General features: G+C 31.7%; 27 protein-coding genes and 5 tRNA genes. 23 read left to right on the top strand and 9 right to left on the bottom strand.

Annotated elements, in window-relative coordinates:
- The first annotated feature begins 47 nt into the window (after window positions 1-47).
- Entirely contained in the window at window positions 48-3,293 is a 3,246-nt protein-coding gene (ccsA, locus tag ELQ16_RS03215; RefSeq protein ID WP_134238133.1) for a cytochrome c biogenesis protein, read from the top strand.
- The gene (locus ELQ16_RS03210) at window positions 3,290-3,739 is read left to right on the top strand and encodes a hypothetical protein (RefSeq protein ID WP_134238132.1); all 450 of its coding nucleotides are present in this window, start codon (window positions 3,290-3,292) and stop codon (window positions 3,737-3,739) included. The genes ccsA and ELQ16_RS03210 overlap by 4 nt, the downstream gene beginning before the upstream one ends.
- Window positions 3,740-4,214: 475 nt before the next feature.
- Here ELQ16_RS03210 and leuD read toward each other — a convergent pair whose 3' ends face one another.
- The 5 genes from leuD to ELQ16_RS03185 all read right to left on the bottom strand — a co-directional run bounded on the left by leuD (window position 4,215) and on the right by ELQ16_RS03185 (window position 9,874).
- Window positions 4,215-4,817: a 3-isopropylmalate dehydratase small subunit gene (gene leuD, locus ELQ16_RS03205; RefSeq protein ID WP_134238131.1), complete on the bottom strand. Its 603-nt coding sequence runs from the start codon at window positions 4,815-4,817 to the stop codon at window positions 4,215-4,217.
- A 1-nt stretch (window position 4,818) separates the two neighbouring features.
- Complete coding sequence (gene leuC / locus ELQ16_RS03200) at window positions 4,819-6,225, bottom strand: 3-isopropylmalate dehydratase large subunit (RefSeq protein WP_134238130.1); 1,407 nt, start codon at window positions 6,223-6,225, stop codon at window positions 4,819-4,821.
- Window positions 6,218-7,300, bottom strand: a complete 1,083-nt coding sequence (leuB, locus tag ELQ16_RS03195; RefSeq protein WP_134238129.1) for a 3-isopropylmalate dehydrogenase — start codon at window positions 7,298-7,300, stop codon at window positions 6,218-6,220. Before leuB ends, leuC begins: the two co-directional genes overlap by 8 nt.
- Window positions 7,297-8,850, bottom strand: coding sequence for a 2-isopropylmalate synthase (leuA, locus tag ELQ16_RS03190; protein ID WP_134238128.1), 1,554 nt, complete (start codon window positions 8,848-8,850; stop codon window positions 7,297-7,299). Before leuA ends, leuB begins: the two co-directional genes overlap by 4 nt.
- Window positions 8,851-8,977: 127 nt before the next feature.
- Window positions 8,978-9,874 (bottom strand): LysR family transcriptional regulator, encoded by an 897-nt coding sequence (locus ELQ16_RS03185; RefSeq protein ID WP_134238127.1) that lies wholly within the window; start codon window positions 9,872-9,874, stop codon window positions 8,978-8,980.
- A 118-nt stretch (window positions 9,875-9,992) separates the two neighbouring features.
- Between ELQ16_RS03185 and ELQ16_RS03180 the strand changes: the two genes are divergently transcribed.
- Together ELQ16_RS03180 and ELQ16_RS03175 are read left to right on the top strand one after the other, a co-directional pair.
- Entirely contained in the window at window positions 9,993-11,075 is a 1,083-nt protein-coding gene (locus ELQ16_RS03180; protein WP_407919956.1) for a YeiH family protein, read from the top strand.
- A gap of 48 nt (window positions 11,076-11,123) precedes the next feature.
- Window positions 11,124-11,693 (top strand): hypothetical protein, encoded by a 570-nt coding sequence (locus ELQ16_RS03175; RefSeq protein ID WP_134238125.1) that lies wholly within the window; start codon window positions 11,124-11,126, stop codon window positions 11,691-11,693.
- A 2-nt stretch (window positions 11,694-11,695) separates the two neighbouring features.
- On the opposite strand, the gene rsmG is transcribed toward ELQ16_RS03175, so the two are convergent.
- Window positions 11,696-12,283 carry a 16S rRNA (guanine(527)-N(7))-methyltransferase RsmG gene (rsmG, locus tag ELQ16_RS03170; protein WP_134238124.1) on the bottom strand — a complete coding sequence of 196 codons (588 nt, stop codon included), beginning with the start codon at window positions 12,281-12,283 and terminating at the stop codon, window positions 11,696-11,698.
- On the bottom strand, window positions 12,280-12,840 hold the full coding sequence (ribA, locus tag ELQ16_RS03165; RefSeq protein WP_134238123.1) for a GTP cyclohydrolase II: 561 nt from the start codon (window positions 12,838-12,840) through the stop codon (window positions 12,280-12,282). Before ribA ends, rsmG begins: the two co-directional genes overlap by 4 nt.
- A gap of 67 nt (window positions 12,841-12,907) precedes the next feature.
- On the opposite strand from ribA, the gene hemB reads away from it, so the two are divergent.
- From hemB to ELQ16_RS03135, 6 genes are read left to right on the top strand one after another with little or no spacing between them, the layout of a single operon-like run.
- Window positions 12,908-13,891, top strand: coding sequence for a porphobilinogen synthase (gene hemB / locus ELQ16_RS03160; RefSeq protein WP_134238122.1), 984 nt, complete (start codon window positions 12,908-12,910; stop codon window positions 13,889-13,891).
- Window positions 13,888-14,799, top strand: a complete 912-nt coding sequence (gene argF, locus ELQ16_RS03155; RefSeq protein ID WP_134238121.1) for an ornithine carbamoyltransferase — start codon at window positions 13,888-13,890, stop codon at window positions 14,797-14,799. Before hemB ends, argF begins: the two co-directional genes overlap by 4 nt.
- A 17-nt stretch (window positions 14,800-14,816) precedes the next feature.
- Window positions 14,817-15,461: a hypothetical protein gene (locus ELQ16_RS03150; protein ID WP_134238120.1), complete on the top strand. Its 645-nt coding sequence runs from the start codon at window positions 14,817-14,819 to the stop codon at window positions 15,459-15,461.
- A gap of 26 nt (window positions 15,462-15,487) precedes the next feature.
- Window positions 15,488-15,979, top strand: coding sequence for a DUF2603 domain-containing protein (locus ELQ16_RS03145; RefSeq protein ID WP_134238119.1), 492 nt, complete (start codon window positions 15,488-15,490; stop codon window positions 15,977-15,979).
- Window positions 15,966-17,321, top strand: a complete 1,356-nt coding sequence (hemN, locus tag ELQ16_RS03140) for an oxygen-independent coproporphyrinogen III oxidase (protein WP_134238118.1) — start codon at window positions 15,966-15,968, stop codon at window positions 17,319-17,321. Before ELQ16_RS03145 ends, hemN begins: the two co-directional genes overlap by 14 nt.
- Window position 17,322: 1 nt before the next feature.
- Complete coding sequence (locus ELQ16_RS03135; protein WP_134238117.1) at window positions 17,323-18,588, top strand: (Fe-S)-binding protein; 1,266 nt, start codon at window positions 17,323-17,325, stop codon at window positions 18,586-18,588.
- Here the strand turns inward: ELQ16_RS03135 and ELQ16_RS03130 are convergent.
- Both ELQ16_RS03130 and ELQ16_RS03125 read right to left on the bottom strand, forming a co-directional pair.
- A complete protein-coding gene (locus ELQ16_RS03130; protein WP_134238116.1) occupies window positions 18,583-18,804 on the bottom strand; it encodes a hypothetical protein in 222 nt (73 codons plus the stop codon). The genes ELQ16_RS03135 and ELQ16_RS03130 overlap by 6 nt on opposite strands.
- A gap of 83 nt (window positions 18,805-18,887) precedes the next feature.
- The gene (locus ELQ16_RS03125; RefSeq protein WP_134238115.1) at window positions 18,888-19,628 is read right to left on the bottom strand and encodes a YaaA family protein; all 741 of its coding nucleotides are present in this window, start codon (window positions 19,626-19,628) and stop codon (window positions 18,888-18,890) included.
- 166 nt (window positions 19,629-19,794) lie between these two features.
- On the opposite strand from ELQ16_RS03125, the gene ELQ16_RS03120 reads away from it, so the two are divergent.
- The 13 genes from ELQ16_RS03120 to rplL all read left to right on the top strand — a co-directional run bounded on the left by ELQ16_RS03120 (window position 19,795) and on the right by rplL (window position 24,808).
- Window positions 19,795-19,870, top strand: a tRNA-Thr gene (locus tag ELQ16_RS03120).
- 40 nt (window positions 19,871-19,910) lie between these two features.
- Window positions 19,911-19,996, top strand: a tRNA-Tyr gene (locus ELQ16_RS03115).
- Between the two features lie 6 nt (window positions 19,997-20,002).
- Window positions 20,003-20,079: transfer RNA gene (locus ELQ16_RS03110), tRNA-Gly, on the top strand.
- Between the two features lie 103 nt (window positions 20,080-20,182).
- A tRNA-Thr gene (locus tag ELQ16_RS03105) sits at window positions 20,183-20,257 on the top strand.
- A 75-nt stretch (window positions 20,258-20,332) separates the two neighbouring features.
- On the top strand, window positions 20,333-21,532 hold the full coding sequence (tuf, locus tag ELQ16_RS03100; RefSeq protein WP_134238114.1) for an elongation factor Tu: 1,200 nt from the start codon (window positions 20,333-20,335) through the stop codon (window positions 21,530-21,532).
- Window positions 21,533-21,583: 51 nt separating this feature from the next.
- The gene (gene rpmG, locus ELQ16_RS03095) at window positions 21,584-21,742 is read left to right on the top strand and encodes a 50S ribosomal protein L33 (protein WP_002793551.1); all 159 of its coding nucleotides are present in this window, start codon (window positions 21,584-21,586) and stop codon (window positions 21,740-21,742) included.
- An 8-nt stretch (window positions 21,743-21,750) separates the two neighbouring features.
- A tRNA-Trp gene (locus ELQ16_RS03090) sits at window positions 21,751-21,826 on the top strand.
- A 17-nt stretch (window positions 21,827-21,843) separates the two neighbouring features.
- Window positions 21,844-22,023, top strand: a complete 180-nt coding sequence (gene secE / locus ELQ16_RS03085) for a preprotein translocase subunit SecE (protein ID WP_134238113.1) — start codon at window positions 21,844-21,846, stop codon at window positions 22,021-22,023.
- 15 nt (window positions 22,024-22,038) lie between these two features.
- Complete coding sequence (gene nusG, locus ELQ16_RS03080; protein ID WP_134238112.1) at window positions 22,039-22,572, top strand: transcription termination/antitermination protein NusG; 534 nt, start codon at window positions 22,039-22,041, stop codon at window positions 22,570-22,572.
- 25 nt (window positions 22,573-22,597) lie between these two features.
- Complete coding sequence (gene rplK, locus ELQ16_RS03075; protein ID WP_134238111.1) at window positions 22,598-23,023, top strand: 50S ribosomal protein L11; 426 nt, start codon at window positions 22,598-22,600, stop codon at window positions 23,021-23,023.
- Window positions 23,024-23,080: 57 nt separating this feature from the next.
- Window positions 23,081-23,782 carry a 50S ribosomal protein L1 gene (rplA, locus tag ELQ16_RS03070; RefSeq protein ID WP_134238110.1) on the top strand — a complete coding sequence of 234 codons (702 nt, stop codon included), beginning with the start codon at window positions 23,081-23,083 and terminating at the stop codon, window positions 23,780-23,782.
- A gap of 147 nt (window positions 23,783-23,929) precedes the next feature.
- On the top strand, window positions 23,930-24,409 hold the full coding sequence (rplJ, locus tag ELQ16_RS03065; protein WP_134238109.1) for a 50S ribosomal protein L10: 480 nt from the start codon (window positions 23,930-23,932) through the stop codon (window positions 24,407-24,409).
- Between the two features lie 21 nt (window positions 24,410-24,430).
- Window positions 24,431-24,808, top strand: a complete 378-nt coding sequence (gene rplL, locus ELQ16_RS03060; protein WP_134238108.1) for a 50S ribosomal protein L7/L12 — start codon at window positions 24,431-24,433, stop codon at window positions 24,806-24,808.
- Window positions 24,809-24,897: the final 89 nt, after the last annotated feature.

Below are 24,897 nucleotides of genomic sequence, written 5' to 3'. Positions count from 1 at the left end.
CTCTGATTTATAATTTGTTTTTTTAAATTATCAAAAAGAAGGTCTAAATGAGAACAATAATCAAAAGTATTGGGAATATTAAAAATTCTATCATACTATTTTTACTTTTTGCTTTTTTTAGCGGTTTAGCAACTTTTATAGAAAGTGCTTATGGAACACCTACTGCTTGGGCTATGATTTATGGTACTTTATGGTTTGGTTTTTTGCAGCTTTTATTGGGCATAAATTTGCTTTGTGCAATGTTTACTTACAAAATGTTTATGTTGAAAAAATTTCCATTGATGCTCTTTCATCTTTCTTTTTTATTCATTCTTTTAGGTTCTGCAATGACTCGTTATGGAGGTTATGAAGGGATATTAAGTATTAGAGAAAACGAGTCTAATTCCGTTGTCGTAAGCTCCAAATCTTTTATTAAATTTTCAACTTTAAAAGATAATAAAATTTATGGTCAAGCGATGCAAAAAGACATAGCCGTACTTCCTTTTGCAAATAATTTTGAATTAAATCTTAAAGTCGGAGATGGGGATGAGAAGGCAAAATTAAGTTATAAAAATTTAATTTTAGATGCCAAAGAAGTGATGATAGAAGATGAAAATACTAGTGCTTTACTCAGCTTTATGTTAGCGGATAAAAATGGAAATTCGCAAATCATTAAACTTACTCAAGGAGAAATTAAAACCATTGATGGTGTTAATTTTGGTTTCTTAGTTGATAAGCTTCCTAGTCCTTATGTAAAAATTGATCAAAATTTAAATCTTAGCTCCAGCAATGATTTGGAATTTTTTGCTATGCAAACTGGCGAAAATGGTGTTTTAAAAGCTGGAAAAAATGCAAGCACAGATCAAAAACGCTTATATAATATAAATGGAAATAGCTTTGTAATACAATTTGCCTCTTTGCATGCAAGCACTCAAATTCAAGGAATTAATCGTCCTGAAGATGAGAGTTTTTGGTTATGGTTTGGCACTAGATGGATAGAACTTGCAAGAACTTCATTAATTGCTTTATTTGGTGAGGCAAGTGCGTGGAAAAATGAACCTTTGCTTTCTTTAAAAACTTTTGCTATGGATACCAAATACCAGCCTCATGATCTGAAAATGGCCAGAAATGCTTTAGAATTAGAGGTTGAATATAAGGGTGAAAAAGCAAACATTTTTGTCTTTGAATTTGCTAAACCTAGTGTTGTAGAACTTAGTGGAGAGAAATTTTTCATCGCTTGGAATACTTCTGTTCATGAGCTACCTTTTGAAGTTTATCTGAGAGATTTTCAGCTTGATCGCTATGCGGGTTCAATGTCTCCAAAGTCTTATGCTAGCGAAATCACTGTGACTCACGGAGACAAAAAATTTGATTATAGGATTTTCATGAATAATGTTTTAGACTATGAAGGATATCGTTTTTATCAAAGTTCTTACGATCAGGATGAAAAAGGCACTGTACTTTCGGTAAATAAAGATCCTGGTAAAATACCAACTTATATAGGTTATATTTTGCTTTCTTTGGGAATGTTTTTAAATATTTTAAATCCAAATTCAAGGTTTAGAATTCTTGCAAAATTAGTCAATAAGGACGCTTTAAAATATACTTCTGCTATTGCTTTTGCAAGTTTGGTGTTTTTTACCAATGAAGTTAAAGCACAAGAACTACCACAAATTTCAGACGAGCATGCCAAAAGTTTAAGCACTTTAATCGTGCAAAGAAATGGTGGTAGAATGGTTCCTTTTGATACTTTGGCAAGGGAAATTTTAGAAAAAGTTCATAAAAACTCAAGTTATAAGGGACAAAACGCTAATGCGGTGATGCTTTCTATGCTGGTTAATGCAAAAATATGGGCTGATGAAAAAATCATTGCCATGCCACCAAATGCTGCTGTAAGAAAAGAGATTGCTAAAATTTTAGGTTTGGATGAAAATATAGATCATAAATATGTTTCATACAATGATTTTTTAAATGCTGATAATACTTATAAAATTCAAAGATATGTAGAAAACGCTAACCGTCAAAATCAAAATGCTAGAGGGGTTTTTAATAAAGAAATACTCAAGCTCGATGAAAGATTTAATATCGTTGCTTTGGTATTTTATGGAGAACTTTTTAAAATTTTCCCTGCTCAAAATGCTATTAATAATGAATGGTATTCTTTTTTTGAAGCAATGAATCAGACTCAAAATAAAGAACAAGCTATTATTTTTACTTTATTTCAAAATTATATTAATTCTGCAATACAAGCGATTCAAACTGGAGATTGGGAAAAAGCAAATCAGAATTTAACATATATAAAAGCTTATCAAAATGAATACGGTGCGTCGATTATACCAAGCGATAGTAAAATAAAAACAGAACTTTTTGTTAATAAAGCACAAATCTTTGTCGAGCTTATTAAAATTTATCTAGTTGCAGGTATTTTGCTTTTGCTTTTGGTTTTCACCAAGATGTTAAAATCTAGTTTAAAAATAAATTTTGTTTTTAAAGCTATTTATATTTTTAATATCATTGCGTTTTTAATCCATACTTTAGGGCTCGGACTTAGATGGTATTTAGCTGAGCGTGCGCCTTGGAGTAATGCTTATGAGAGTATGGTTTATATTGCATGGGCCTTGGCTTTATCAGGTATTTTCTTTTCGCGTAAAAGTCCAATAGCGCTATCTTTAACTTCTATTCTAGCAGGCATAACTTTAATGGTTGCACATCTTAATGAAATGGATCCGCAAATTACAAATATTATGCCGGTTTTAAATTCTTATTGGCTTAGTATCCATGTATCTGTTATTACTGCAAGTTATGGATTTTTAGGACTTTGTGCCTTGCTTGGAATTTTTGTTTTAGTTTTAATGTGTTTTCTTAGAAAAGATGGAAAAGCCAATGGAAATATATTAAGAAATATTACCGAAGCGACAAGAATTAGTGAAATGGCAATGATCTTAGGACTTTGTTTACTTACTGTTGGAAATTTCTTAGGTGCGGTTTGGGCAAATGAAAGCTGGGGAAGATATTGGAGTTGGGATTCCAAGGAAACTTGGGCTTTAGTGAGTATTTTGGTCTATGCTGCCATTTTGCACTTAAGAATGATACCGAACTTTTTAAATCAATATAATTTCGCTCTTATTTCTATGTTTGCTTATTGGAGTATTATTATGACTTATTTTGGGGTGAATTATTTCCTTGTGGGACTTCATTCTTATGCAGCAGGAGAGGCTGCGAAAATTCCAGATTATGTTTATTGGGGATTTTTAGCAATGGTTATTTTAGGGTTTGTGGCGTATTTTAAACGTTCTTATGTTAAAAAAGTATGAATGACAAATCGGTTTTAATATTTATTTTAATTTTAGCCATTGCACTTGTTATTGCTTGTGTGGTGGCTTTGATTTTACTGCATAAAAATCGAGATTTAGTTAAAAAATCTCAAAAAACTCAACAAAAAAATGAAATTTTAAATTTAGAGGCTTTAAAAAGTGCTTTAGAAAATACAAGATTAAATTCCCAGCAACTTCAAGAATTTGCTATTATGTTTATCAACACTCAAAAATTTGATAAAAAAAAATCAAAACAACTTAGTCAAGCCATGAAAGAAAAACTTGATTTTATCGCACTTTTTGCAGCACATCCTAATGCGAGTGCGAAAAATATCTCTTTTCTTAATAGAGAGCTTAATAAGCGTTATGGTATTTATAAATCAGAAATTGATGGTTATGAGCAAATGGGATTAGCCAAGCGAAAAATGCGAGAGAGTGGGAGTTAAATTTAGCAGATTTTTTCTTCATTTTAGGGTTTAGATGCGATATATAGAGATTCTTCATTTCGTTTTACTTCACTCAGAATGACTAGAAAGAGTAGGGAGATTCTTCGTATTGCTCATAATGATGGGTAAATTCATTATTGCGAAAGAGCGTTTTCGCTATCTTATGAGTGTTAGAAAAAAGATTAGGCAGTTAGCCTTAAAAGAGCAATGTGTTTTTCAGTTGTCTTAAAGAAAATAATTTTTCTTCCCAAGTGAAACGAAGGATTTAAGTGGTCTTAGTCATCCTGAACATGGTGAAGGATCTTTATTTAAATAAAGTTTTTCATTAAAAAAAGTTTTAATACAATAAGAGATTCTTCACATTCGTTCAGAATGACGGAGTGTAGTGTTATCTGGGAGAGTAATACTTTTTGTCATCCTGAGTGAAATAAACAATCTCTGTGGCAAGAAAGTTATAAATTTTTATCCATAATGTTTAAACCAAATAAACTTGAGAATGATTTTCGTATTTTTTAATCTCATCTTGATATTGCAAAGTAAGATCTATCTTATCGAGACCATTTAAAAGGCAATTGCGGTAAAATTCATCAATTTCAAAATCAAATTCTTTCCCAAAAGCATAAACCTTTTTTTCTAAAAGAGAGATTTCTAAGCATTTGTTTTCATTTGTTTGAAGTATTTCTATGAGCCATTGCACTTTACTTTCTTCAAGTGTGATGGTTAATAATCCATTTCCCAAAGCATTATTTTTAAAAATATCAGCAAAGCTTGGAGCAATGATGACTTTAATACCATAATCCATTAAAGCCCATGGTGCGTGTTCTCTTGAAGATCCATTGCCAAAATTATCTCTAGTAACAAGAATGGAAGCGCTTTGAAATTCTGTTTTATTTAAATTAAATTCAGGATTCAAAACACTTTCTTTGTCATCTAAATAACGCAAATCGTGAAATAAATGTTTACCAAAACCTTTTTTAGAAACAGAAAGTAAAAATTGCTTAGGTATGATTTGATCTGTATCGATATTAGCAAAGTCTAAAGGACAAGCAATGCCTTTATGAGTGATAAATTTTTCCATTTTAAGCCTTTAAATATTTTCTAGGATCACAAATTTTGCCCTCAATAGCCGCAGCTGCAGCACTTGCAGGAGACATTAAATGAGTGATAGAGTCTTTGCCTTGTCTTCCAACAAAATTGCGATTTGAGGTTGAAGCCACTCTTTGTCCAGCCCCAGCTTTATCATCATTCATGGCAAGACACATAGAACAACCTGGTAATCTCCATTCAAAACCCGCATTGATAAAAATTTGATCTAAGCCTTCTAATTCGGCTTGTTTTTTTACCCACATTGAACCTGGTACAGCTAGAGCTACTACTTTAGGGTTGATTTTTTTGCCTTTTAAAATTTCTGCTGCAGCTCTAAAATCCTCAATACGACCATTGGTGCAAGATCCGATAAAAACTAAGTCAATATCTACTCCATTAATTTTTTGTCCTTCTCGAAGTTTTGTATAGTTTAGAGCGTCCATTAAGGTTTTTTTATCCACTTCGTTTTGGAATGTACTTTGAGTAGGGATATGATCATTTATGCCTATAACTTGTCCAGGATTTGTCCCATAAGTTACTTGAGGCTCTATAAGACTAGCGTCAATTTCTATGACTTGATCGAATTTTGCATCCGCATCGCTTTTAAGCTCTTTCCATTTTTCAACTTGGCTTTCAAATTCTTTATCTTTTGGGGCAAATTCTTTGTTTTTAATGTATTCAAAAGTTACTTCATCAGGAGCGATCATTCCGGTTTTTGCACCCATTTCTATAGCCATATTCGAAAGAGTCATTCTCCCTTCCATGCTTAATTTCTTTACCGCTTCACCGCAAAATTCAACCGCATAACCTGTGCCACCTGCAGTGCCTAGTTTTCCTATGATATAAAGAATTAAATCTTTTGCATAAACCCCTTCTTTAAGGCGTCCTTTGCATTCTATTTTCATGGTTTTTAATTTTGCTTGTTTTAGGGTTTGTGTTGCCATAACATGTTCAACTTCAGAAGTCCCTATGCCAAAAGCTAAAGCACCAAATGCGCCATGTGTAGCCGTATGAGAATCCCCACATACCAAAGTAGTCCCAGGTAGAGTAAAACCAAGCTGGGGACCTATGATATGGACTATGCCTTGATTTTCATCTCCTAAACCAAAAAGCCTTACGCCAAATTCTTTTGTGTTTTGCATCAAGGTTGTGATTTGCTCTTGTGCCATAGTGGAACAGGCGTTTAAATCACTACTTTTGGTTGAAACATCATGATCTATTGTTGCAAGTGTTAAGTCTGCTCTTGCCATTTTTCGTCCTGCTAGTTTAAGTCCTGAAAAAGCTTGAGGGCTTGTAACTTCGTGAATTAAATGTCTGTCGATATAAAGCGTTGGAATTTCATTTTGTCCCTGAAAAACGATATGGCTTTCATAAACCTTTTCATATAAAGTTTTACCCATTATTACACTCCAAATTTTGTAAAATTGCATCACCCATTTCATCAGTGCTAAGATAATTTTGTGGGTTTAGATCTTTTGTGAATTTTCCTTGTTTTAAGGTTTTACTGATAGCATTTTCGATGGCTTTAGCAGCTTTGACTTCATTAAGAGAATACTCAAGCATTAAAGCAGCACTTAAAATTTGCGCTATAGGATTAGCAATATTTAAATGTGCAATATCTGGCGCGCTCCCACCGGCTGGCTCATAAAGTCCAAATTTTTTCTCATTAATGCTAGCAGAAGAAAGCATTCCCATAGAGCCTGTGATCATTGCCATTTCATCGCTTAAAATATCACCAAAAAGATTGCTACATAGCACAACATCAAATTGAGATGGATTTTTGATGAGTTGCATGGTTGCATTGTCTATATACATGTGTTCCAATTTTACATCAGGATAATTCCCTGCAACTTCGCTAACAACTTTTCTCCATAAAATAGAGCTTTGCAATACATTTGCTTTATCGATAGAAACAACATTTTTGCGTCTAAGTCTTGCACTTTCAAAGGCAATTTGAGCGATTCTTTCTATCTCTTTGCGTGAGTAAATTTCTGTGTCAAAAGCGGTATTACCGTCATCTTTAGTGCCTTGAGGTTTGCCAAAATAAATTCCTCCTGTTAATTCTCTTACACATAAAATATCTACGCCTTTTGAGACAATTTCATTTTTCAAAGGCGATAAATGCTCTAAATTAGGATAAATTTTTGCAGGACGAAAATTTGCAAAAAGATTAAAATGTTTGCGTAAAGGTAAAAGTGAAGCCCTTTCGGGTCTTTGTTCTATGGGTAAATTATCCCATTTTGGTCCACCTACAGAGCCAAATAAAATAGCGTCTGAATTTTCGCAAAGTTTTAAAGTATCATCACTTAACGCTACCCCATAAGCATCAATACTTGCACCACCTATTTTTGCTTCATTTAAGTGAAGTTTGAAATTAAATTTAGCACCAACAAAATTTAAAATTTTAATCGCTTCCTTCATTACCAAAGGACCGATGCCATCACCTGCTAAAACTGCTATTTTATATGAATTCATTTTTCACTCCTTTTTGCATTTTCTATTATCAAAGCTCTATAAATTGCATTGCACACACTAATAAAAGCTTGTGCGGAAGATTCTATAACATCGGTTGAAAGGCCTTTTCCATGGAATTTTCTGCCTTTAAATTCCACATCCACATCCACTTGTCCTTGCGCATCCACTCCTGAGCTTTTAGCATTGATGATATAATTTATCAAAACGCAATCAATTTGAGTGAGTCTTGTGATGCAGTTAAAAACCGCTTCTACTGGACCATTTCCGGTGCTTGATTCTGTTTTTAATTCCCCATCAATTAGCATTTGTACAGAAGCAGTTGGAATCACACCTTTTCCGCCGCTAATTACATTTAAATTTTCAAGAACAAATTGTGCCTTATCTTCCATATCTTGGCTTAAAAACATTAAAGCTTCCAAATCATACTCATACACTTGTCCTTTTTTGTCCGCAAGGCGTAAAAATCTTTCATATACATCATCTAAATTATAAGTATTTTCGGCATAACCAAGATTATCAAGACAAGTTTTTATCATAGCTCTTCCGCTTCTTGCTGTCATTAACATTCTGTTTTCATGCAAACCTATACTTTGAGGGGTTATAATTTCGTAAGTTTGTCTATTTTTAAGCACACCATCTTGATGAATTCCAGAACTGTGAGAGAATGCATTTGAGCCCACTATGGCTTTATGTGAAGGCACGGGCTCGTTGCAAATAGCTGCTACAAGTTTTGAAGTTTTGGCGATATTTTCGTGAATGATATTAGTGTAAAGTTCATTCATATAATGAGTCCTTGTTTTAATTGCCATTGCAATCTCTTCTAAAGCACAATTTCCAGCTCTTTCACCAAGTCCATTTATGGTACATTCTATTTGTCTTGCTCCTTGCATGATGGCGCTAAGACTGTTACCTGTTGCCATGCCTAAGTCATTATGACAATGCACTGAAATGATAGCTTTATCTATATTAGGAACTTTATCAAATAAAGTTTTAATGATATGACCAAATTCATAAGGTAGGGTATAGCCAACTGTGTCTGGAATATTAATGGTTGTAGCACCTGCTTCAATGGCTTTTTCTACCATCAAACAAAGATTATCAATAGGCGTCCTTCCTGCATCTTCGCAAGAAAATTCCACATCATTAGTATAGTTTCTTGCCCTTTTAATAGCTTTTTGTGCCATAGCGATGATTTCATCAAAATCTTTTTTTAATTTATCTTTTACATGCAAGGTCGAAGTGGCTATAAAAGTATGAATTCTAAACCTAGAAGCGATTTTTAAAGCCTCATAGCAAGCATCGATATCTTTATCCACGGCACGTGCTAAAGCACAAATGGTAGAATTTTTTACATTTTTTGCTATGGTTTGTACTGAGTTAAAATCTCCTGGAGAAGATACAGGAAAACCCGCTTCTATCACATCAACGCCTAGATTTTCGAGTGCAAGGGCAATTTGCAGTTTTTGATTGATATTAAGAGATTGTTGTAAAGCTTGCTCGCCGTCTCTTAAGGTTGTATCAAAAATGATGATTTGTTTATCGTTTTTCATAGTTTGCCCTTTATTTAAAAAATGTGTAGATATAATTATGTTTGAAATTTGCTTTTTGTTGCATAAAGGATTTAAGAAATTAAAATATTTTTTGCAAATATCTCATTCCTTGTAACTAAATGAAAAATTATTTGAAATTATCTTTTGCTAAAAATAAGAATTTTTCAAATTTGTCTAATAAAGGATTAAAATCATACCCCTTTCTTTTAAGTGTATAAAAATTTCTTTTAAGATCAATGTTTTTTAGTTTTATAGCATAAAGAGTTTTGTTGTAAAGTTCTTTTCCTACAGCTTTTTTTGGAAGCACAGAAAGTGCATTTTTGTTTAAAACTAGTTCTTTTATGGCATTCATTCGATCTAATTCTAAAAAAATAGGCAAAGTAATACCTGCTTTATTTATTTCATCCAAAAACCTAGTTCTAAGACCCGATCCTTGTTCTCTAAGTATCCATTTATAATTTAGCAATTCATCGATATAAACTGCTTTTTGACTTAAAGCTTTATCATTACTAACGATTATAAGCTCATCTTGATGCCATAGTTTGGATTTAATTTGTTCGTTATGTAAAATGATAGGTTCAATCTCGCTTTCTACAATACAAAATTCCACTAAACCTTTCTTTAAAAATTCAAAACATTCTTTGGTATTGCAAGTTTGAAAGTAAATTTTTGTTTTAGGGAAGTGTAATTTAAAATCAAATAAAATATCAGCTATAAAATATTCCGCTATACTTTGTGTTGCGGCAATTTTAATTTCGCCTAATAAGGTTTCATTGTTTAAATTTTCTAAACTTGCGTAATATGTTTTAACCAGATCACTCCATATTTGTGCTAAAGACAGCGCTTTTGGAGTTGGTAAAAGTTTTTTGCCTAGCCTTTCAAAAAGAATTTCTCCCAGTTGTTGTTCTAAATTTTTAATGATAATTGAAATATTAGGTTGAGTGGTAGAAAAATTATTTGCAGTTAAGGTGGGACTTTGGGTATTTAAGAGATCTAAAAAAATTTCCATATCTTTGATTTTCATGATTTTAACCTTAAAAAATAATTTAAAATATTTATGATAAAAATTAAAATAATATATTTTTATTATTATATAAAAAAAATTAAAATAACACCAAAAATTAAATTAAAGGATAATGAAAATGTTTTTATCACTTTTTCTCATATTAAAATCAAATTTTAAAGGACTGGTTTTTACGGCTTGTATTGTTGCTTTTTCTTTTTATTTATCTAGTATCCCAAGTATAAAAGAAAATACACATTTAGCTGCCACTGCCTTTGCTATTATTATAGGGGTTTTATTCTCGCCATATTTTTTCAAATACCAGCATCATCTGCGTGTTGGCGTACATTTTAGTGCTAAAAAATTATTGAAATTAGGCATTATTTTATATGGATTTAATATCACCTTAAATGAACTTTTAAATGTTGGAATATGGGGATTTTTATTGTCATTTATTGTCATTTTGATAATATTTTTAATTGCTGTGTTTGTCGGAGTTAAAATTTTAAAACTTGATAAAGAAACTTCTATGCTTGTGGGTGCAGGAAGTGCTATTTGTGGCGCTGCAGCTGTTTTGGCTCTAGAATCAAGCTTGAAAAGCGATGCTTCTAAGGGTGTTTTGGCTGTGGGAAGTGTGGTAGTTTTTGGACTTATTTTTATGTTTTTATATCCCGTGCTTTTTTCTTTAGATTTTTTAAATTTAAATGAAAATGCTATGGGAATTTTTATGGGTGTAACTTTACATGAGGTGGCTAATGTTGTTGGCGCAACTCAAATAGCTAAAGATATGGTAGGATTTTCTCAAAATGCGGCAAATTTAGCTGTGATTATTAAAATGATGCGAGTGATTTTACTTGTGCCTTTTTTGCTTATCGTGGCTTATGTGATCACAAAAACTCAGAAAAAAGAGGGTAAAAATAGTTTTAAAAAAATTACTATACCTTATTTTGCACTTATTTTTTTATTTATTATAATGTTAAATACTTATTTATTTCATCAAGAAAAATTTTTGGGAATTTATACTCAAGATATTATTAATGCAATGAAAATGCTTTGTAATATTTGTATTGTTTTTGCTATGGCTGCTTTGGGGCTTCAGGTTGATTTTAAGAATTTTATTAAAAGTGGATTAAGGGTTTTTGTTTTGGCTTTGATTTTGAGTTTGGTTTTGTTTTTTGGAGGGTATTTTTTAGTGCTTGAATTTCAAGCTGTACTTTGTTAATTAAATAAGATTATAATTCTCTTATTAATTTTAAATTAAGGAGAAAAAATGAAAAAAAGTTTTTTTGCTGTGGCTTTATTGTTACTTGTTTCAGGTTTAAATGCTGTTAGTTTTGATCAAAATACTTTAAAAGTAAATTTTCAAGCCTATAAAACAGAGCAAATGGTAGGAGTTCCTGGGGAATTTAAAAATGTGAAGTATAAATTTTCTAAAAATACTGGAGATTTAGCAAGTTATTTAAAAGGAGCTAAGGCTATTATTAAACCAAGCGATGCTTTTATGGGTGAAGATAACGATATTATTACTGAAAATGTAGTTAAAGTATTTTTCCCTGCTTTGCTTGGAAATTCTGATATAAAAGTATCATTTGAAGAAGTTATTATGGGTGAGAATAAGGGTGTAATTTCAGCTAAAATTACCATGGATAGAAAAAGTGTTATGGTTCCATTAACTTATACTATAGAAAATAATAAATTTGAAGCTAAAGGTCAGTTTGATTTGCATACTTTTAAAAATGCAAGTAAAGCTTTAAAAGCTTTAAGTGATGTAGCGCCAGGACATGGTGGAATTTCTTGGCCTTTAGTGGATATTACTTTTAGTGCCAATATCATTCAATAATTTTAAAGCGACTCTTTTGTCGCTTTTAATATACAATATTTTCTAAAACCATTTTCAAAAATTTCATATTCTTCTAAACCCTTTAACTCTTCATAAATTTCACTGCCTTTATATAAAATAAATTTTGTATTTTCATCGCATAAATTTGTGCAAATTTCAAGCAAAGGTTTAACATCCATTAAAGCCCTTGAAGTAATAATATCAGCTTTAAAATCTAGTTTGCAATTTTGCACTTTTTCTTTATAAATACTTAAATTTGATAAAGCGCATTCTATTTTTACCATTCTTAAAAAAGACGCTTTTTTCGGATTTGGTTCAAAAAGATGAAAATGTCCTTTTAGTAAAAGAGTTAAAAAAACCGCAGGAAATCCTGCTCCGCTTCCAATATCAGCAATATTTTTTGCTTTTTGAAAATCAAAAAATTTTAAAATTTCAATACTATCAAGGATATTCTCATCAATATTTTTAAAATTTGTAAGATTATGAATGTGATTAAACTTAGTCAAAAGATCTTTATAGATTTTAATTTTACATTTAAAATCTTCTTTGTTAAAATCATTTAAGTAAGTATATAAAAAATCTAAATTCAAAGCAAGTGTCCCATTTTACTTTGTTTTATTTCTAAGTACGAAGCATTAAATTTGTTTGCATCAATGATGATTGGCACACGAGAAATGATTTTGTCTTTTAAACATTCTATTTTTAAAGGATTATTTGTAAGCAAATTTAGTTTTGAAATCTCATAATGTTTTAGCATAAATTTCACAATTTCATAAGTTCTTTCATCGGCTTTAAAACCTAGCTGGTGATTGGCTTTTATGGTATCAAATCCTTTATCTTGCAAAGCATAAGCATTGACTTTGTTAAAAAGTCCAATTCCTCTTCCTTCTTGTCTTAGATAAATTACCATTCCACTGTTTTTTTCTATGTATTTTAGTGAAAATTCAAGCTGTTCCCCGCAATCACATTTTAAACTTCCCAAAGCATCGCCGGTTAGACATTCTGAGTGGATTCTTAAATTTAATGTATCTTTTGGTTTATTTTTAAAAATACATAAATGCTCTTTTTCCCCTTCTTTAAAGCTTTGTATTTTAAAATTTCCCCATTTGCTAGGCAAATTTGCAATTTCTGAAATTTTTATATCCATTCAATACTTTCTATAATAATTTTTATGTTAAACTTTGAGCTAAATTTTAGCAAAAAAGGCAAAAATTATGTTTAAACGCTTTAGAAGATTAAGATTAAATGAAAATTTAAGAGCTATGGTTAGAGAAAATTCCTTAAACATTGGTGATTTGATTTATCCACTTTTTGTAGTAAATGGCAAAGGAATTAAGAAAGAAATTTCATCAATGCCTGATGTTTTTCAAATGAGTTTAGATGAAATTTTAAAAGAATGTAAAATTATAAGCGAGCTTGGTATAAAAGCCATCATTCTTTTTGGTGTCCTTGAAAATGATAAAAAAGATAGTTGTGGAAGTGATGCATTGGATGATGAAGGGCTTATTGCAAAAAGTATAAGAGAGATAAAAAAAGAATTTCCAGAACTTTTTATTATCAGCGATCTTTGTTTTTGTGAATATACAGATCATGGGCATTGTGGGATTATTAATCCAAAAACTAAAAGCGTAGATAATGATTTGACCTTAGAAATTTCTGCCAAACAAGCCTTAGTTCATGCAAGAGCTGGGGTTGATATGATAGCACCTAGTGGAATGATGGATGGCATTATAGAAACTTTGCGCAAGGCTTTAGATGAAGAAGGCTTTGAGAATTTACCCATCATGAGCTATTCTACTAAATTTGCTTCAAGCTATTATGGGCCGTTTCGCGATGTAGCAGACTCAGCTCCGAGCTATGGTGATAGAAAAAGCTATCAGATGGATTTTGCAAATGGTAAAGAAGCTTTAGAAGAAAGCTTAGAAGATGAAGCGCAAGGAGCAGATATTTTAATGGTAAAACCCGCTCTTGCTTATCTTGATGTAGTAAAAGAAATTTCACTGCATTCAAATTTGCCTTTGTGTGTTTATAATGTAAGCGGCGAGTATGCTATGCTAAAAGCGGCAAAAAATGCCGGAGTGATTGATTATGAAAAGGTTCTTTATGAAACAATGATAGCTTTTAAAAGAGCGGGTGCAAAGCTAATCATCACTTATCATGCTAAAGAATTAGCCAAAATGCTAAAAGGAGAAAAATGAGACATTTTTTAACACTCAGAGATTTTTCAAAAGATGAAATTTTAAGTCTTGTAGAACACGCAAGCGAGCTTAAAAAAAATCCTAAAAAGCTTTTACAAGACAAAGCTTTAGCGATGATTTTTGAGAAAAATTCTACAAGAACTAGAATGGCTTTTGAGCTTGCTATTACAGAGCTTGGTGGAAAGGCTTTGTTTTTAAGCAGTAATGACTTACAACTTAGTCGTGGCGAGCCTATAAAAGATACAGCCAGAGTCATTGGCGCAATGGTTGATTTTGTGATGATGAGGGTAAATAAGCATGAAAGTTTAGTGGAATTTGCTAAGTATTCTAAAGCACCGGTTATCAATGCTTTAAGTGAGCTTTACCATCCAACGCAAGTTTTAGGCGATTTACTCACTATAAAAGAATACAACAAAATGCAAAATAATACCGCAAAAGTAGCTTTTGTAGGCGATAGTAATAATATGTGCAATTCTTGGCTTATTGCATCTTCAATTCTTGGTTTTGAAATTAGCATTGCTTTGCCAAAAAATTATGAAATTAATAGTGAAATTTTAGAATTTGCCAAAGAAAAGGCAAAAACTTCAGGAGCAAAAATTGCCTTAACAAATGATAAATTTGAGGCTATAAAAAATAAAGATGTAGTTATTACTGATACTTGGGTTTCTATGGGCGAAGAAAATGAAAAAGAAAAGAAAATCAAGGATTTTGAAGGCTTTATCATTGATGAAAAGGCAATGAGTGTGGCAAATGAAGATGCGATTTTACTGCATTGCTTACCTGCTTATAGGGGTTATGAAGTAAGCGAAGAGAGTTTTGAAAAGCATTCAAAAGTGATTTTTGAAGAAGCAAGAAATCGCCTTTATGTGGTAAAAGCCTTGCTTTGTTTTTTGGATAAGGAAAAATAAGACTTATGGAGCTAACATTGGGATTATTATTAACAGATGCGTTTTTTCTTATTATAGCTTTATACCTTTATTGGGATTTGTATAAGTATATGCGAGTTTGTCGTTTTGGCAAAAGATTTAAAAATATTTTTAGAAAAAAACATATTCAAATTGATAATCCTTTGTTTAAAAGCAGTAATTTTACAAAACGCATTGTTTTCGTATGGGTATTGATTGTTTTTGCAATTCTATTTGCTTATTTTTTATTAGAAATAAATGGGCTACGCATACGCACAAAAGTAAATTTAGATCAATTGCTTGAGTCTGTTTATTTATTTTTTCCTATCATTTTAGCAGTATTGCCATTTATTATACATTTTTTTTTAACTATTCCAACTTGCATACTTAGCGATAGCATTGTGCAAAATGAAAAAGGTTTTTTGCTTAGAGCTTTTGGCGAAGAGTGTTTTTTAGAAAATGAGAAATTTACTTGTTGTATGGGTGAGCTTATTGCACCATTTGGTATAAGACCTTGTGGAGTTGAACCAGTGGCTTATCAAGTATTATATTTTAAAAGAATAAATCAAAGTAGCAAAGATGAAGAAATACTTTGCCTTTTACCAGCCACTATTAAAAATATAAAATTTATAGGACAAAATTTGATTTTAGAAGCTAAAATATAATATAACAAAAACAAGGAGAAATGTATATGAAAGAGCTTAAAAAATATAGTAATTGTTTAAAACGCATTGATGAATTTAGCCAAAATTTAGGTATGAAAAAAGAAGATAGAGCTATTTTTGAAATGAAGCAAAGCGAGAATGAAAATGAAAAATGTTTAGTGCTTAAAAATGGTAGCTTTGATTCTCCTGAGCCTTGGTTTATTGTAGATGAAAACGATGAAATTCACACCCTTGTTTCTTTATCGAGTCTTAAAGGCATTTTAGAAAATTTAAAACAAAGTCAAAGCGAAAATTTTGAGTTGCGTCTTGAAAAAGCGATTTATCAGCAAATTCCTATTGATTTTAATGATGCTTGGATAGTGGCGATGGACGAGATAAAGCGCAAAGCACAAGATGGCAATGTGGAAGTTAATATTGATCTTGAAAAATTAGTTGCAGACATTAAAAAAGAGCATCCAAATTTATTTGTCGATATGCAAGCTATGATAGAAAGGGCGAAAAATAATGAGAGATTATAAAGCTTTTGTAAAGTATTCTAAGGCAGGACCGCGTTATACTTCTTATCCTACTGCAGTGGAATTTAATAAAGATTTTAAATATGAAGAATATGTGGAAATTTTAAAAAAACAAAATAAAGCTTTATCGCTTTATTTTCATTTGCCATTTTGTAGGAGTGCTTGTTATTTTTGTGGTTGTAATGTAATTTATACTGCTAAAGAAGAAAGCAAAGAAAGGTATTTAAACTATCTTTTTAAAGAGCTTGACATTTTAAGCACTATTTTAGACACTAAAAGAGAAGTGGTGCAAATGCATTTTGGTGGTGGGACTCCTACTTTTTTTAGTGCCAAGCAATTAGAAAGTTTGATTTTAAAAATTAAGTCAGTGTTTGCAAATTTTAGTAAAGATGCAGAAATTAGTTGCGAGATTGATCCTAGATTTTTAAATGAAGAGCAAGCTGATGTTTTAACCAAAAATGGCTTTAATCGCATTAGTTTTGGAGTGCAGGATTTTAACGAAAAAGTGCAAAAAGAAATTCATAGAATTCAACCTTTTGGGGTAACACAAAATGCGGTTAATATGGTAAGAGATAGAGGTATAAAGTCCGTAAATATGGACTTAATTTATGGTCTACCTTTTCAAACCTTGGAAACTTTTAAACAAACTTTAGAACAAGCGCTTTTAATCAATCCCGATCGTTTAGCGATTTTCAACTATGCACATGTACCTTGGCTTAAGAAAAATATGAGAAAATTTGATGAAAATACTTTACCAAGTCCTGATATAAAACTTCAAATTTTAGAGTATTGCGAGACATTTTTAACTAAGAATGGTTATAAAATGATAGGAATGGATCACTTTGCAAAAGAAGAAGATGAACTTTTTAAAGCTTTGGAAAATGGAACCCTGCATAGAAATTTTCAAGGTTATACTACTAAAGGTGGCGCAGATTTAATTGGTGTTGGACTTACAAGTATTGGTGAAGGACAAAGTCATTATGCGCAAAATTTTAAAGATATGCCAAGCTATGAAGCCGCAATTGATAAGGGAATTTTACCTTTTGAAAGGGGGATTAAATTAAGCTATGATGATGAGCTTAGAAAAGCTGTGATTATGGAATTGATGGCAAATTTTAGACTTGATATTAAAAGAATAGAAAAAGAATTCAAAATTGATTTTAAAGAGTATTTTGAGGAAGAATTAAAAAGCTTAGAAGACTATAAGAGCTTTATTGATTTAGACGAAAATTATATCAGAGTTAATGAAACAGGTGCTTTGCTTATTAGAAATATAGCAATGTGCTTTGATGCTTATATGAAAAATATTAGCGAAGATAAAAAAGTATTTTCTAAAACGGTGTGAGATGAAATTTAGTGAAATTAGTGATGCTTGTGTAAAATGCGGGAAGTGTATTCCAAGTTGCACGATTCATAATGTTAGTGCAGATGAAATAACTAGTCCTAGAGGTTTTTTGGATCTTTTGGGAGCTTATGAGAGAAAAGAGTTGAGGCTAGATAAAAATTTAAAAAAAATATTTGAGTCTTGTTTTTTATGCACAAATTGTGTTGAGGTTTGTCCTAGTCATTTAAAAGTTGATAGTGCTATAGAAAAAGTGCGTCATGATATTGCTAAAGAATTTGGCATAGCGTGGTATAAGAAACTTATATTTTTCTTTTTAAGAAGACGCAAAATTTTAGATGTTGTTGCGAAATTTGGTTATGTGTTTCAAAGTTGTGCGTTTAAAATTCAAGCAAAAGATCAAAATGTAGGTATGAGAGCTAAATTTTCTATGCCTTTTATAAAAAAAGGAAGATTGCTAACAAGTTTTAATAAAAAAAGCTTTTTAAATTCAAACCCTAGCTTTATTGATAATGGCGGAGAAAAAACCATAGGATTTTTTGTGGGTTGCTTGGCGAATTATTTTTATATAGACACTGCAAATTCGGTACTTAAAATTGCTAAAGAGTTAAAAATTAATATAGATTTAATGAAAGATCAAGTTTGCTGCGGTGCACCACAATACTTTACCGGAGATTTTAAAAGTGTTGAAATTTTGGCTAAAAAAAATATAGAATATTTTGAAAAAAAGCTAGAAAATTTAGAGGTCATCATCATTCCTGAAGCAACATGTTCAGCTATGATTAAAGTTGATTATGAACATTTTTTCCATATGCAAAATGAGCTAGAATGGGCAAAACGTGCTAAGGTGGTTTCTTCTAAAATTTATATGGCAAGTGAGTATTTTTATAAATTCACTCCATTACAAGAAATATTAAAAAATAAAAAGAATTTAAATATAAGCGTAACTTATCATGATCCATGCCATGCAAAAAAAATGCAAGGTGTTTTCAAAGAGCCTAGAGAGCTTTTAAAGGCAAATTATCGTTTTGTTGAAATGAGTGATTCTAATGCTTGTTGTGGCTTTGGTGGCGTGAGTATGCAAACAGATTATTACGATAGAGCCTTGGGTGTAGGGATGCAAAAGGCTAGGATGATAGATGAAAGTCAAGCTTGTGTGGTAAGTGCGGAGTGTTCGGCTTGCAGAATGCAAATTTCTAATGCTTTGGAACAAAATAATAGCAAAGTGGTTTTTAAAAATCCCTTGGAATTAATTGCAGCTAATTTATGAAATTTTATCTTGCTGTTGAGAGATTACTTCGATATTAGAGCGATTTTTTTCTATAAGCATACGATTTTTTTCAACAGTATTTTTTAGTTCTTGAACCTCATTTTTGAGAATTTCTATATTTTTGGAAAAAATCTGAAGCTTTTTTTCGTAACGATTTGTGATTAAAAAGACTATTAATAAAAAAATGATAATCATAGTCCAATACATAAATTCCATTATTTTAACTCCTAAATACTTATTATTTCTTTGGTAAAAATAAGAAAATATTTTACATTATTACGCTTATAAGTTTATTAAAACTAAGAAATTATTTCGAGAATTATCTCTTCTTTAAAGCCCTTAATTTGCACTTCTTTTACTTTTAAAGTTTGCGGTAAGCACTCTAATAATTCTTTGTTATTTTGAATTTGATTTTGTGCTAAAATTTTAAGCAAAATTCCTCTATAAGCTTTTGCAAAATGACTGACAATTTTGCCATTTTTTATAAATTTATAGCTGCTAAATTTGCGTTTTGGAGTGTAAAATTTTTCATAAAAACCCGCTCTAAGATCTAACAATTCTTCATCTTTGAGAAATTCATCTAAAGCAGTAGAAAAATAGGTATTGTAGAACTGCTCTATATTAAAATTTGCAATTTTGGCACCTTGTTTAAATTTATAAAAAGGTATAAGATTAGCCGCTAAAATAGGACCAAATAAATTAGAAAATATTATAACATTTTGCAAAATATAATTTTTTGCTTCCAAATTTAAAGTACTGTAGTCTAAGTATTCATAAGAAACCCCACTATATCTTTCAATAGCTTGTGCAGTAGACAAGGTTAAAAGATTTTGTTTGAGTTTTATAATTTCATTTTCTTTTTTAATGCCAAATAAATTTATAAGTTCTTGCTGGCTTGCAAAAGATATATAAGTATTAAAGTGCTTAATTACTTCAAGTCTTTTTTTAAATAGTTCGGGAAAAATAAAAGAATTTTCATCAATGGGAGAAAAATTAGAAGTTTCGTTTTTGCTTTCACTAGGAGAAAAAAGAATTTTCATTACTATTACCTTATTTGATGATTTATGTTTGTGTGATTATATAATAAACTTCAATAAATATTTATAGCAAAAAACAATAAAATTAAAATTAATTGATTAAAATGTCAAAAAAGCCTTGACAAAATATAAAATTTCAGATACAATCCCAATTTATTTTTAAAAGTTTGCTGGTTTAGCTCAGTTGGTAGAGCAGCTGCCTTGTAAGCAGCAGGTCGGGGGTTCAAGTCCCTTAACCAGCTCCATTTTAGCAGTGTTTGACCAGAATAAAAGCACATTTTTCAAGGTGAGTTACTCAAGTGGCCAACGAGGGCAGACTGTAAATCTGCTGGCTTTCGCCTTCCGTGGTTCGAATCCACGACTCACCACCATGCTTTGCGGGAGTAGCTCAGTTGGCTAGAGCATCAGCCTTCCAAGCTGAGGGTCGCGGGTTCGAGTCCCGTTTCCCGCTCCATTATAATTAAGGAAACTGGGAGCTGTATTTATTTATTGACTTACAGTTTTTATTTTCCGAGATTCTAGGTTTTTGTTGTCTATATTTGTATATTTTTCTGAGCGCTCGTATGGCTCAGAGGTAGAGCACTCCCTTGGTAAGGGAGAGGTCGCGGGTTCAATTCCCGCTATGAGCTCCATTGATTCTAAAAAATTATAAATATAGATTTGTTTTTTGTAATTAATTCATCATTAAATAATGGAGGAAATTTAAGATGGCTAAAGAAAAATTTTCAAGAAATAAGCCTCACGTAAATATTGGTACCATCGGTCACGTTGATCATGGTAAAACTACTTTAACAGCTGCTATCTCTGCTGTTCTTTCTAGAAAAGGTTTGGCTGAGCTAAAAGATTATGATAATATCGATAATGCTCCTGAGGAAAAAGAGCGTGGTATTACTATTGCTACTTCACATATCGAATATGAAACAGATAATCGTCACTATGCACACGTAGATTGTCCAGGACACGCAGACTATGTTAAAAATATGATTACTGGTGCTGCTCAAATGGATGGTGCTATTCTTGTTGTTTCTGCTGCCGATGGCCCAATGCCACAAACTAGAGAGCACATTCTTCTTTCTCGTCAAGTAGGTGTTCCTTATATCGTTGTTTTTATGAATAAAGCGGATATGGTTGATGATGCTGAGTTATTAGAATTAGTTGAAATGGAAATTAGAGAATTGTTAAGTTCTTATGATTTCCCAGGAGATGACACTCCAATTATTTCTGGTTCTGCATTGAAAGCTCTTGAAGAAGCAAAAGCTGGACAAGATGGTGAATGGTCAGCTAAAATTATGGATCTTATGGCTGCAGTTGATAGCTATATACCAACTCCAACTCGTGACACTGATAAAGATTTCTTAATGCCAATTGAAGATGTTTTCTCAATTTCAGGTCGTGGAACGGTTGTTACAGGTAGAATAGAAAAAGGTGTAGTTAAAGTAGGTGATACAATTGAAATCGTAGGTATTAGAGATACTCAAACTACTACTGTAACTGGCGTTGAAATGTTTAGAAAAGAAATGGATCAAGGTGAGGCTGGCGATAATGTTGGTGTTCTTCTTCGTGGTACTAAAAAAGAAGATGTTATTCGTGGTATGGTTCTTGCTAAACCTAAGTCAATCACTCCACATACTGACTTTGAAGCGGAAGTTTATATTCTAAACAAAGATGAAGGTGGTAGACATACTCCATTCTTTAATAATTATAGACCACAATTCTATGTAAGAACAACTGATGTTACTGGTTCAATTAAATTAGCTGATGGAGTGGAAATGGTTATGCCAGGCGAAAATGTAAGAATCACAGTTAGTCTTATAGCTCCAGTAGCGCTTGAAGAAGGTACTCGTTTTGCTATCCGTGAAGGTGGTAGAACTGTTGGTTCTGGTGTCGTATCTAAAATTATAAAATAATTTACAAAGTCAAGCTTAAAAAGCTTGGCTTTATTTTAAGGAAAATATAAAATGAGAATTAAAGTTGGTTTAAAATGTGAAGAATGTGGTGATATTAATTATAGCACTTATAAAAATAGTAAAAATACAACTGAAAAATTAGAGTTAAAAAAATATTGCCCAAGATTAAAAAAACACACACTTCATAAAGAAGTTAAGTTAAAGAGTTAGAAGCCCTTAGGGCAATAGCTCCAACGGTAGAGCGCCGGATTCCAAATCCGATGGTTGGGGGTTCGAATCCCTCTTGCCCTGCCATAGATTAAGGTTTAAGTATGGAAAAATTAGTAAGTTATTTTAAATTGTCAAAGTTAGAGCTTGGTAAGGTTATTTTTCCTTTAAAAGAGCAGGTAAGAAATGCTTATATTACAGTATTCATAGTTGTAACTGTAATTTCTTTATTTTTGGCATTAGTGGATTGGATCATGTCCTTTGCGCTATCACAAATTTTTTGAGGCAAGGAAGTATTAATGGCTAATCATAAATGGTATGCTATTCAAACCTATGCCGGTAGTGAAATGGCAGTTAAAAGAGCTATTGAGAATTTAGTAAAAGATAATGGTATCGAAGATCAGCTAAAAGAAATTGTTGTGCCAACAGAAGATATTATTGAATTTAAAAATGGGAAAGAAAAAATTAGCGAAAGAAGTCTTTATTCGGGATATGTTTTTGCAAATTTAGATTTAAATACAGAGCTTTGGCATAAAATTCAGTCTTTGCCTAAAGTTGGTCGTTTTATTGGTGAAGCAAAAAAACCAACTCCATTAACAGATAAAGATATAGATCTTATTTTAGAAAAAGCTCAAAATAAAGCAGCACCTAAACCTAAAATATCTTTTGATGAGGGTGAAAATGTTCGTATTATTGAAGGGCCTTTTGCTAATTTTACAGGTATTGTTGAAGAATATGATATGGTGCGTGGTTTATTGAAACTTAATGTATCTATTTTCGGTCGTTCAACTCCTGTTGAAATTTTGTATTCTCAAGTAGAAAAAATAGTTTAATTATATTTAAAGAGAGGAAAATATTATGGCTAAAAAAGTCGTAGGTGAAATTAAGTTGCAAATTGCAGCTACTAAAGCAAATCCATCACCTCCTGTTGGACCAGCTTTGGGTCAGCAAGGTGTTAATATTATGGAATTCTGTAAAGCTTTCAATGAAAGAACTAAAGATATGGCGGGTTTTAATATTCCTGTTGTAATTACGGTTTATGCTGATAAAAGCTTTACCTTTATTACAAAACAACCTCCTGCTACAGACTTAATAAAAAAGGCAGCAGGTATTACTAAAGGCACAGATAATCCATTAAAAAATAAAGTGGGTAAATTAACTCGTGCTCAAGTTATGGAGATTGTTGATAAAAAACTTGCAGATTTGAATACTAAAGACAAAGATCAAGCTGCTAAAATTATTGCAGGATCAGCTCGTTCTATGGGTGTTGAAATTGTAGATTAAGCTCTTATACCGCCGAGCTTTAAAAAGGCGGAAGCACTTTAAAATGCGGAGAAAGAAATGTCTAAAATTACAAAAAGATTGAAAGAATTATCACAAAAAATTGACTCAAGTAAAGAGTATGCTTTAAATGAAGCTGTTGAGACTGTTAAGACTTTGGCTTCTGCTAAATTTGATGAGACAGTTGAAATTGCATTAAAACTTAATGTTGATCCAAGACACGCTGATCAAATGGTTAGGGGTTCTGTTGTTTTGCCTGCTGGTACAGGAAAAAAAGTTCGTGTTGCGGTAATTGCTAAAGATGCAAAAGCTGATGAAGCTAAGAATGCTGGTGCAGATATAGTTGGAAGTGATGATTTGGTGGAAGAAATTCAAAAAGGAAATATGAATTTTGATGTTTTGATTGCAACACCAAATTTAATGGGCTTAGTAGGTAAAGTTGGTCGTATATTAGGACCAAAAGGTTTAATGCCAAATCCAAAAACAGGTACAGTAACTATGGATGTAGCTCAAGCTGTCAATAACGCAAAAAGTGGTCAGGTAAATTTCCGTGTAGATAAACAAGGAAATATCCACGCAGGTCTTGGAAAGGTAAGTTTTTCTAAAGAACAACTTTTGGATAATATTTCTACATTTATAAAAGCTATTAATAAGCATAAACCTGCTGCTGCAAAGGGTAGATATATTAAAAATGCGGCTTTGTCTTTAACAATGAGCCCTTCTGTAAAACTTGAAACTCAAGAATTGCTTGATATGAAATAAAAATTTAAAGAGTTGCTTTCAACTCTTTAAAATAAACATGTGAAAAAATTGTTTTTTAGATGTTTATTTTAGATTGAAGATAGTCGAGGTGTTTGCTTAATTGGATTTTTCCACTCTACTTGAAATCTCAATCGGAAAGGAGAAAATGTGACTAGAAGCGAAAAAGTTGAAATTATTGCTAAGCTTGAAGAGAGTTTTAAAGCTAGTGAAGCTATCGTGGTATGCAACTATAAAGGCCTAACTACTAAAAAACTAGAAGAACTTAGAAATAATGCAAGAGAAAACAATGTAAAAGTTCAAATTATTAAAAACACTTTGGCTAACATTGCTCTGAATAATTCCGGTAAAACAGGTTTGGTTCTTAAGGATACTAATATTTATCTTTGGGGCGAAGATCAACTTAGTGTTTCAAAAGTAGCTGCTAAATTTGAAGAAAATAATGAATTATTTCAAATTAAAACTGCTTTTGTTGATGGTGAAGTTGCGGATGTGGCTAAGGTTAAGGCTCTGGCTAAAATGCCTTCACGCAATGAGTTGCTTGCTATGCTTTTGCAAGTTTGGAATGCGCCGATTACCAATTTCACAATAGGTTTAAATGCGCTTAAAAATAAAAAAGAATCTGAATAAATATTAATAAAAGGATAAAAAATGGCAATTTCTAAAGAAGATGTATTAGAATTTATTTCAAATTTAAGTGTTCTTGAGCTTTCTGAGCTTGTAAAAGAATTTGAAGAAAAATTTGGCGTTTCTGCTGCTCCTGTTATGGTTGCAGGTGGAGCTGTTGCAGGTGGAGCTGCAGCTGCTGCTGAAGAAAAAACAGAATTTGATATCATTTTAACTGATGGTGGTGCTAAGAAAATTGAAGTAATTAAAATTGTTCGTGCTTTAACTGGCTTAGGTCTTAAAGAAGCAAAAGATGCAGTAGAACAAACTCCTTCAACTTTAAAAGAAGGTGTAGCTAAAGCTGATGCTGAAGAAGCTAAAAAACAACTTGAAGAAGCTGGCGCTAAAGTTGAACTTAAGTAATTTTTAGTTTTATCGAGAGCGGTTTAGAACGCTCTCAGTATTTTTTTAATCTATATTTTTATAGATTGCTTTCCTTTAAATTTTTACCA

Origin of the sequence: Campylobacter sp. US33a, assembly GCF_004378855.1 — a bacterium.
Lineage (GTDB): Bacteria > Campylobacterota > Campylobacteria > Campylobacterales > Campylobacteraceae > Campylobacter_D.
Note: the sequence above shows the minus strand (reverse complement) of the source record. Positions and strands in the feature narration are given on the sequence as shown.

Coding starts and splice junctions, on each gene's coding strand:
- ccsA (WP_134238133.1), top strand. CDS start 48: ATGAGAACAATAATCAAAAGTATTGGGAATATTAAAAATTCTATCATA.
- ELQ16_RS03210 (WP_134238132.1), top strand. CDS start 3,290: ATGAATGACAAATCGGTTTTAATATTTATTTTAATTTTAGCCATTGCA.
- leuD (WP_134238131.1), bottom strand. CDS start 4,817: ATGGAAAAATTTATCACTCATAAAGGCATTGCTTGTCCTTTAGACTTT.
- leuC (WP_134238130.1), bottom strand. CDS start 6,225: ATGGGTAAAACTTTATATGAAAAGGTTTATGAAAGCCATATCGTTTTT.
- leuB (WP_134238129.1), bottom strand. CDS start 7,300: ATGAATTCATATAAAATAGCAGTTTTAGCAGGTGATGGCATCGGTCCT.
- leuA (WP_134238128.1), bottom strand. CDS start 8,850: ATGAAAAACGATAAACAAATCATCATTTTTGATACAACCTTAAGAGAC.
- ELQ16_RS03185 (WP_134238127.1), bottom strand. CDS start 9,874: ATGAAAATCAAAGATATGGAAATTTTTTTAGATCTCTTAAATACCCAA.
- ELQ16_RS03180 (WP_407919956.1), top strand. CDS start 9,993: ATGTTTTTATCACTTTTTCTCATATTAAAATCAAATTTTAAAGGACTG.
- ELQ16_RS03175 (WP_134238125.1), top strand. CDS start 11,124: ATGAAAAAAAGTTTTTTTGCTGTGGCTTTATTGTTACTTGTTTCAGGT.
- ribA (WP_134238123.1), bottom strand. CDS start 12,840: ATGGATATAAAAATTTCAGAAATTGCAAATTTGCCTAGCAAATGGGGA.
- hemB (WP_134238122.1), top strand. CDS start 12,908: ATGTTTAAACGCTTTAGAAGATTAAGATTAAATGAAAATTTAAGAGCT.
- argF (WP_134238121.1), top strand. CDS start 13,888: ATGAGACATTTTTTAACACTCAGAGATTTTTCAAAAGATGAAATTTTA.
- ELQ16_RS03145 (WP_134238119.1), top strand. CDS start 15,488: ATGAAAGAGCTTAAAAAATATAGTAATTGTTTAAAACGCATTGATGAA.
- hemN (WP_134238118.1), top strand. CDS start 15,966: ATGAGAGATTATAAAGCTTTTGTAAAGTATTCTAAGGCAGGACCGCGT.
- ELQ16_RS03135 (WP_134238117.1), top strand. CDS start 17,323: ATGAAATTTAGTGAAATTAGTGATGCTTGTGTAAAATGCGGGAAGTGT.
- ELQ16_RS03130 (WP_134238116.1), bottom strand. CDS start 18,804: ATGGAATTTATGTATTGGACTATGATTATCATTTTTTTATTAATAGTC.
- ELQ16_RS03125 (WP_134238115.1), bottom strand. CDS start 19,628: ATGAAAATTCTTTTTTCTCCTAGTGAAAGCAAAAACGAAACTTCTAAT.
- tuf (WP_134238114.1), top strand. CDS start 20,333: ATGGCTAAAGAAAAATTTTCAAGAAATAAGCCTCACGTAAATATTGGT.
- rpmG (WP_002793551.1), top strand. CDS start 21,584: ATGAGAATTAAAGTTGGTTTAAAATGTGAAGAATGTGGTGATATTAAT.
- secE (WP_134238113.1), top strand. CDS start 21,844: ATGGAAAAATTAGTAAGTTATTTTAAATTGTCAAAGTTAGAGCTTGGT.
- nusG (WP_134238112.1), top strand. CDS start 22,039: ATGGCTAATCATAAATGGTATGCTATTCAAACCTATGCCGGTAGTGAA.
- rplK (WP_134238111.1), top strand. CDS start 22,598: ATGGCTAAAAAAGTCGTAGGTGAAATTAAGTTGCAAATTGCAGCTACT.
- rplA (WP_134238110.1), top strand. CDS start 23,081: ATGTCTAAAATTACAAAAAGATTGAAAGAATTATCACAAAAAATTGAC.
- rplL (WP_134238108.1), top strand. CDS start 24,431: ATGGCAATTTCTAAAGAAGATGTATTAGAATTTATTTCAAATTTAAGT.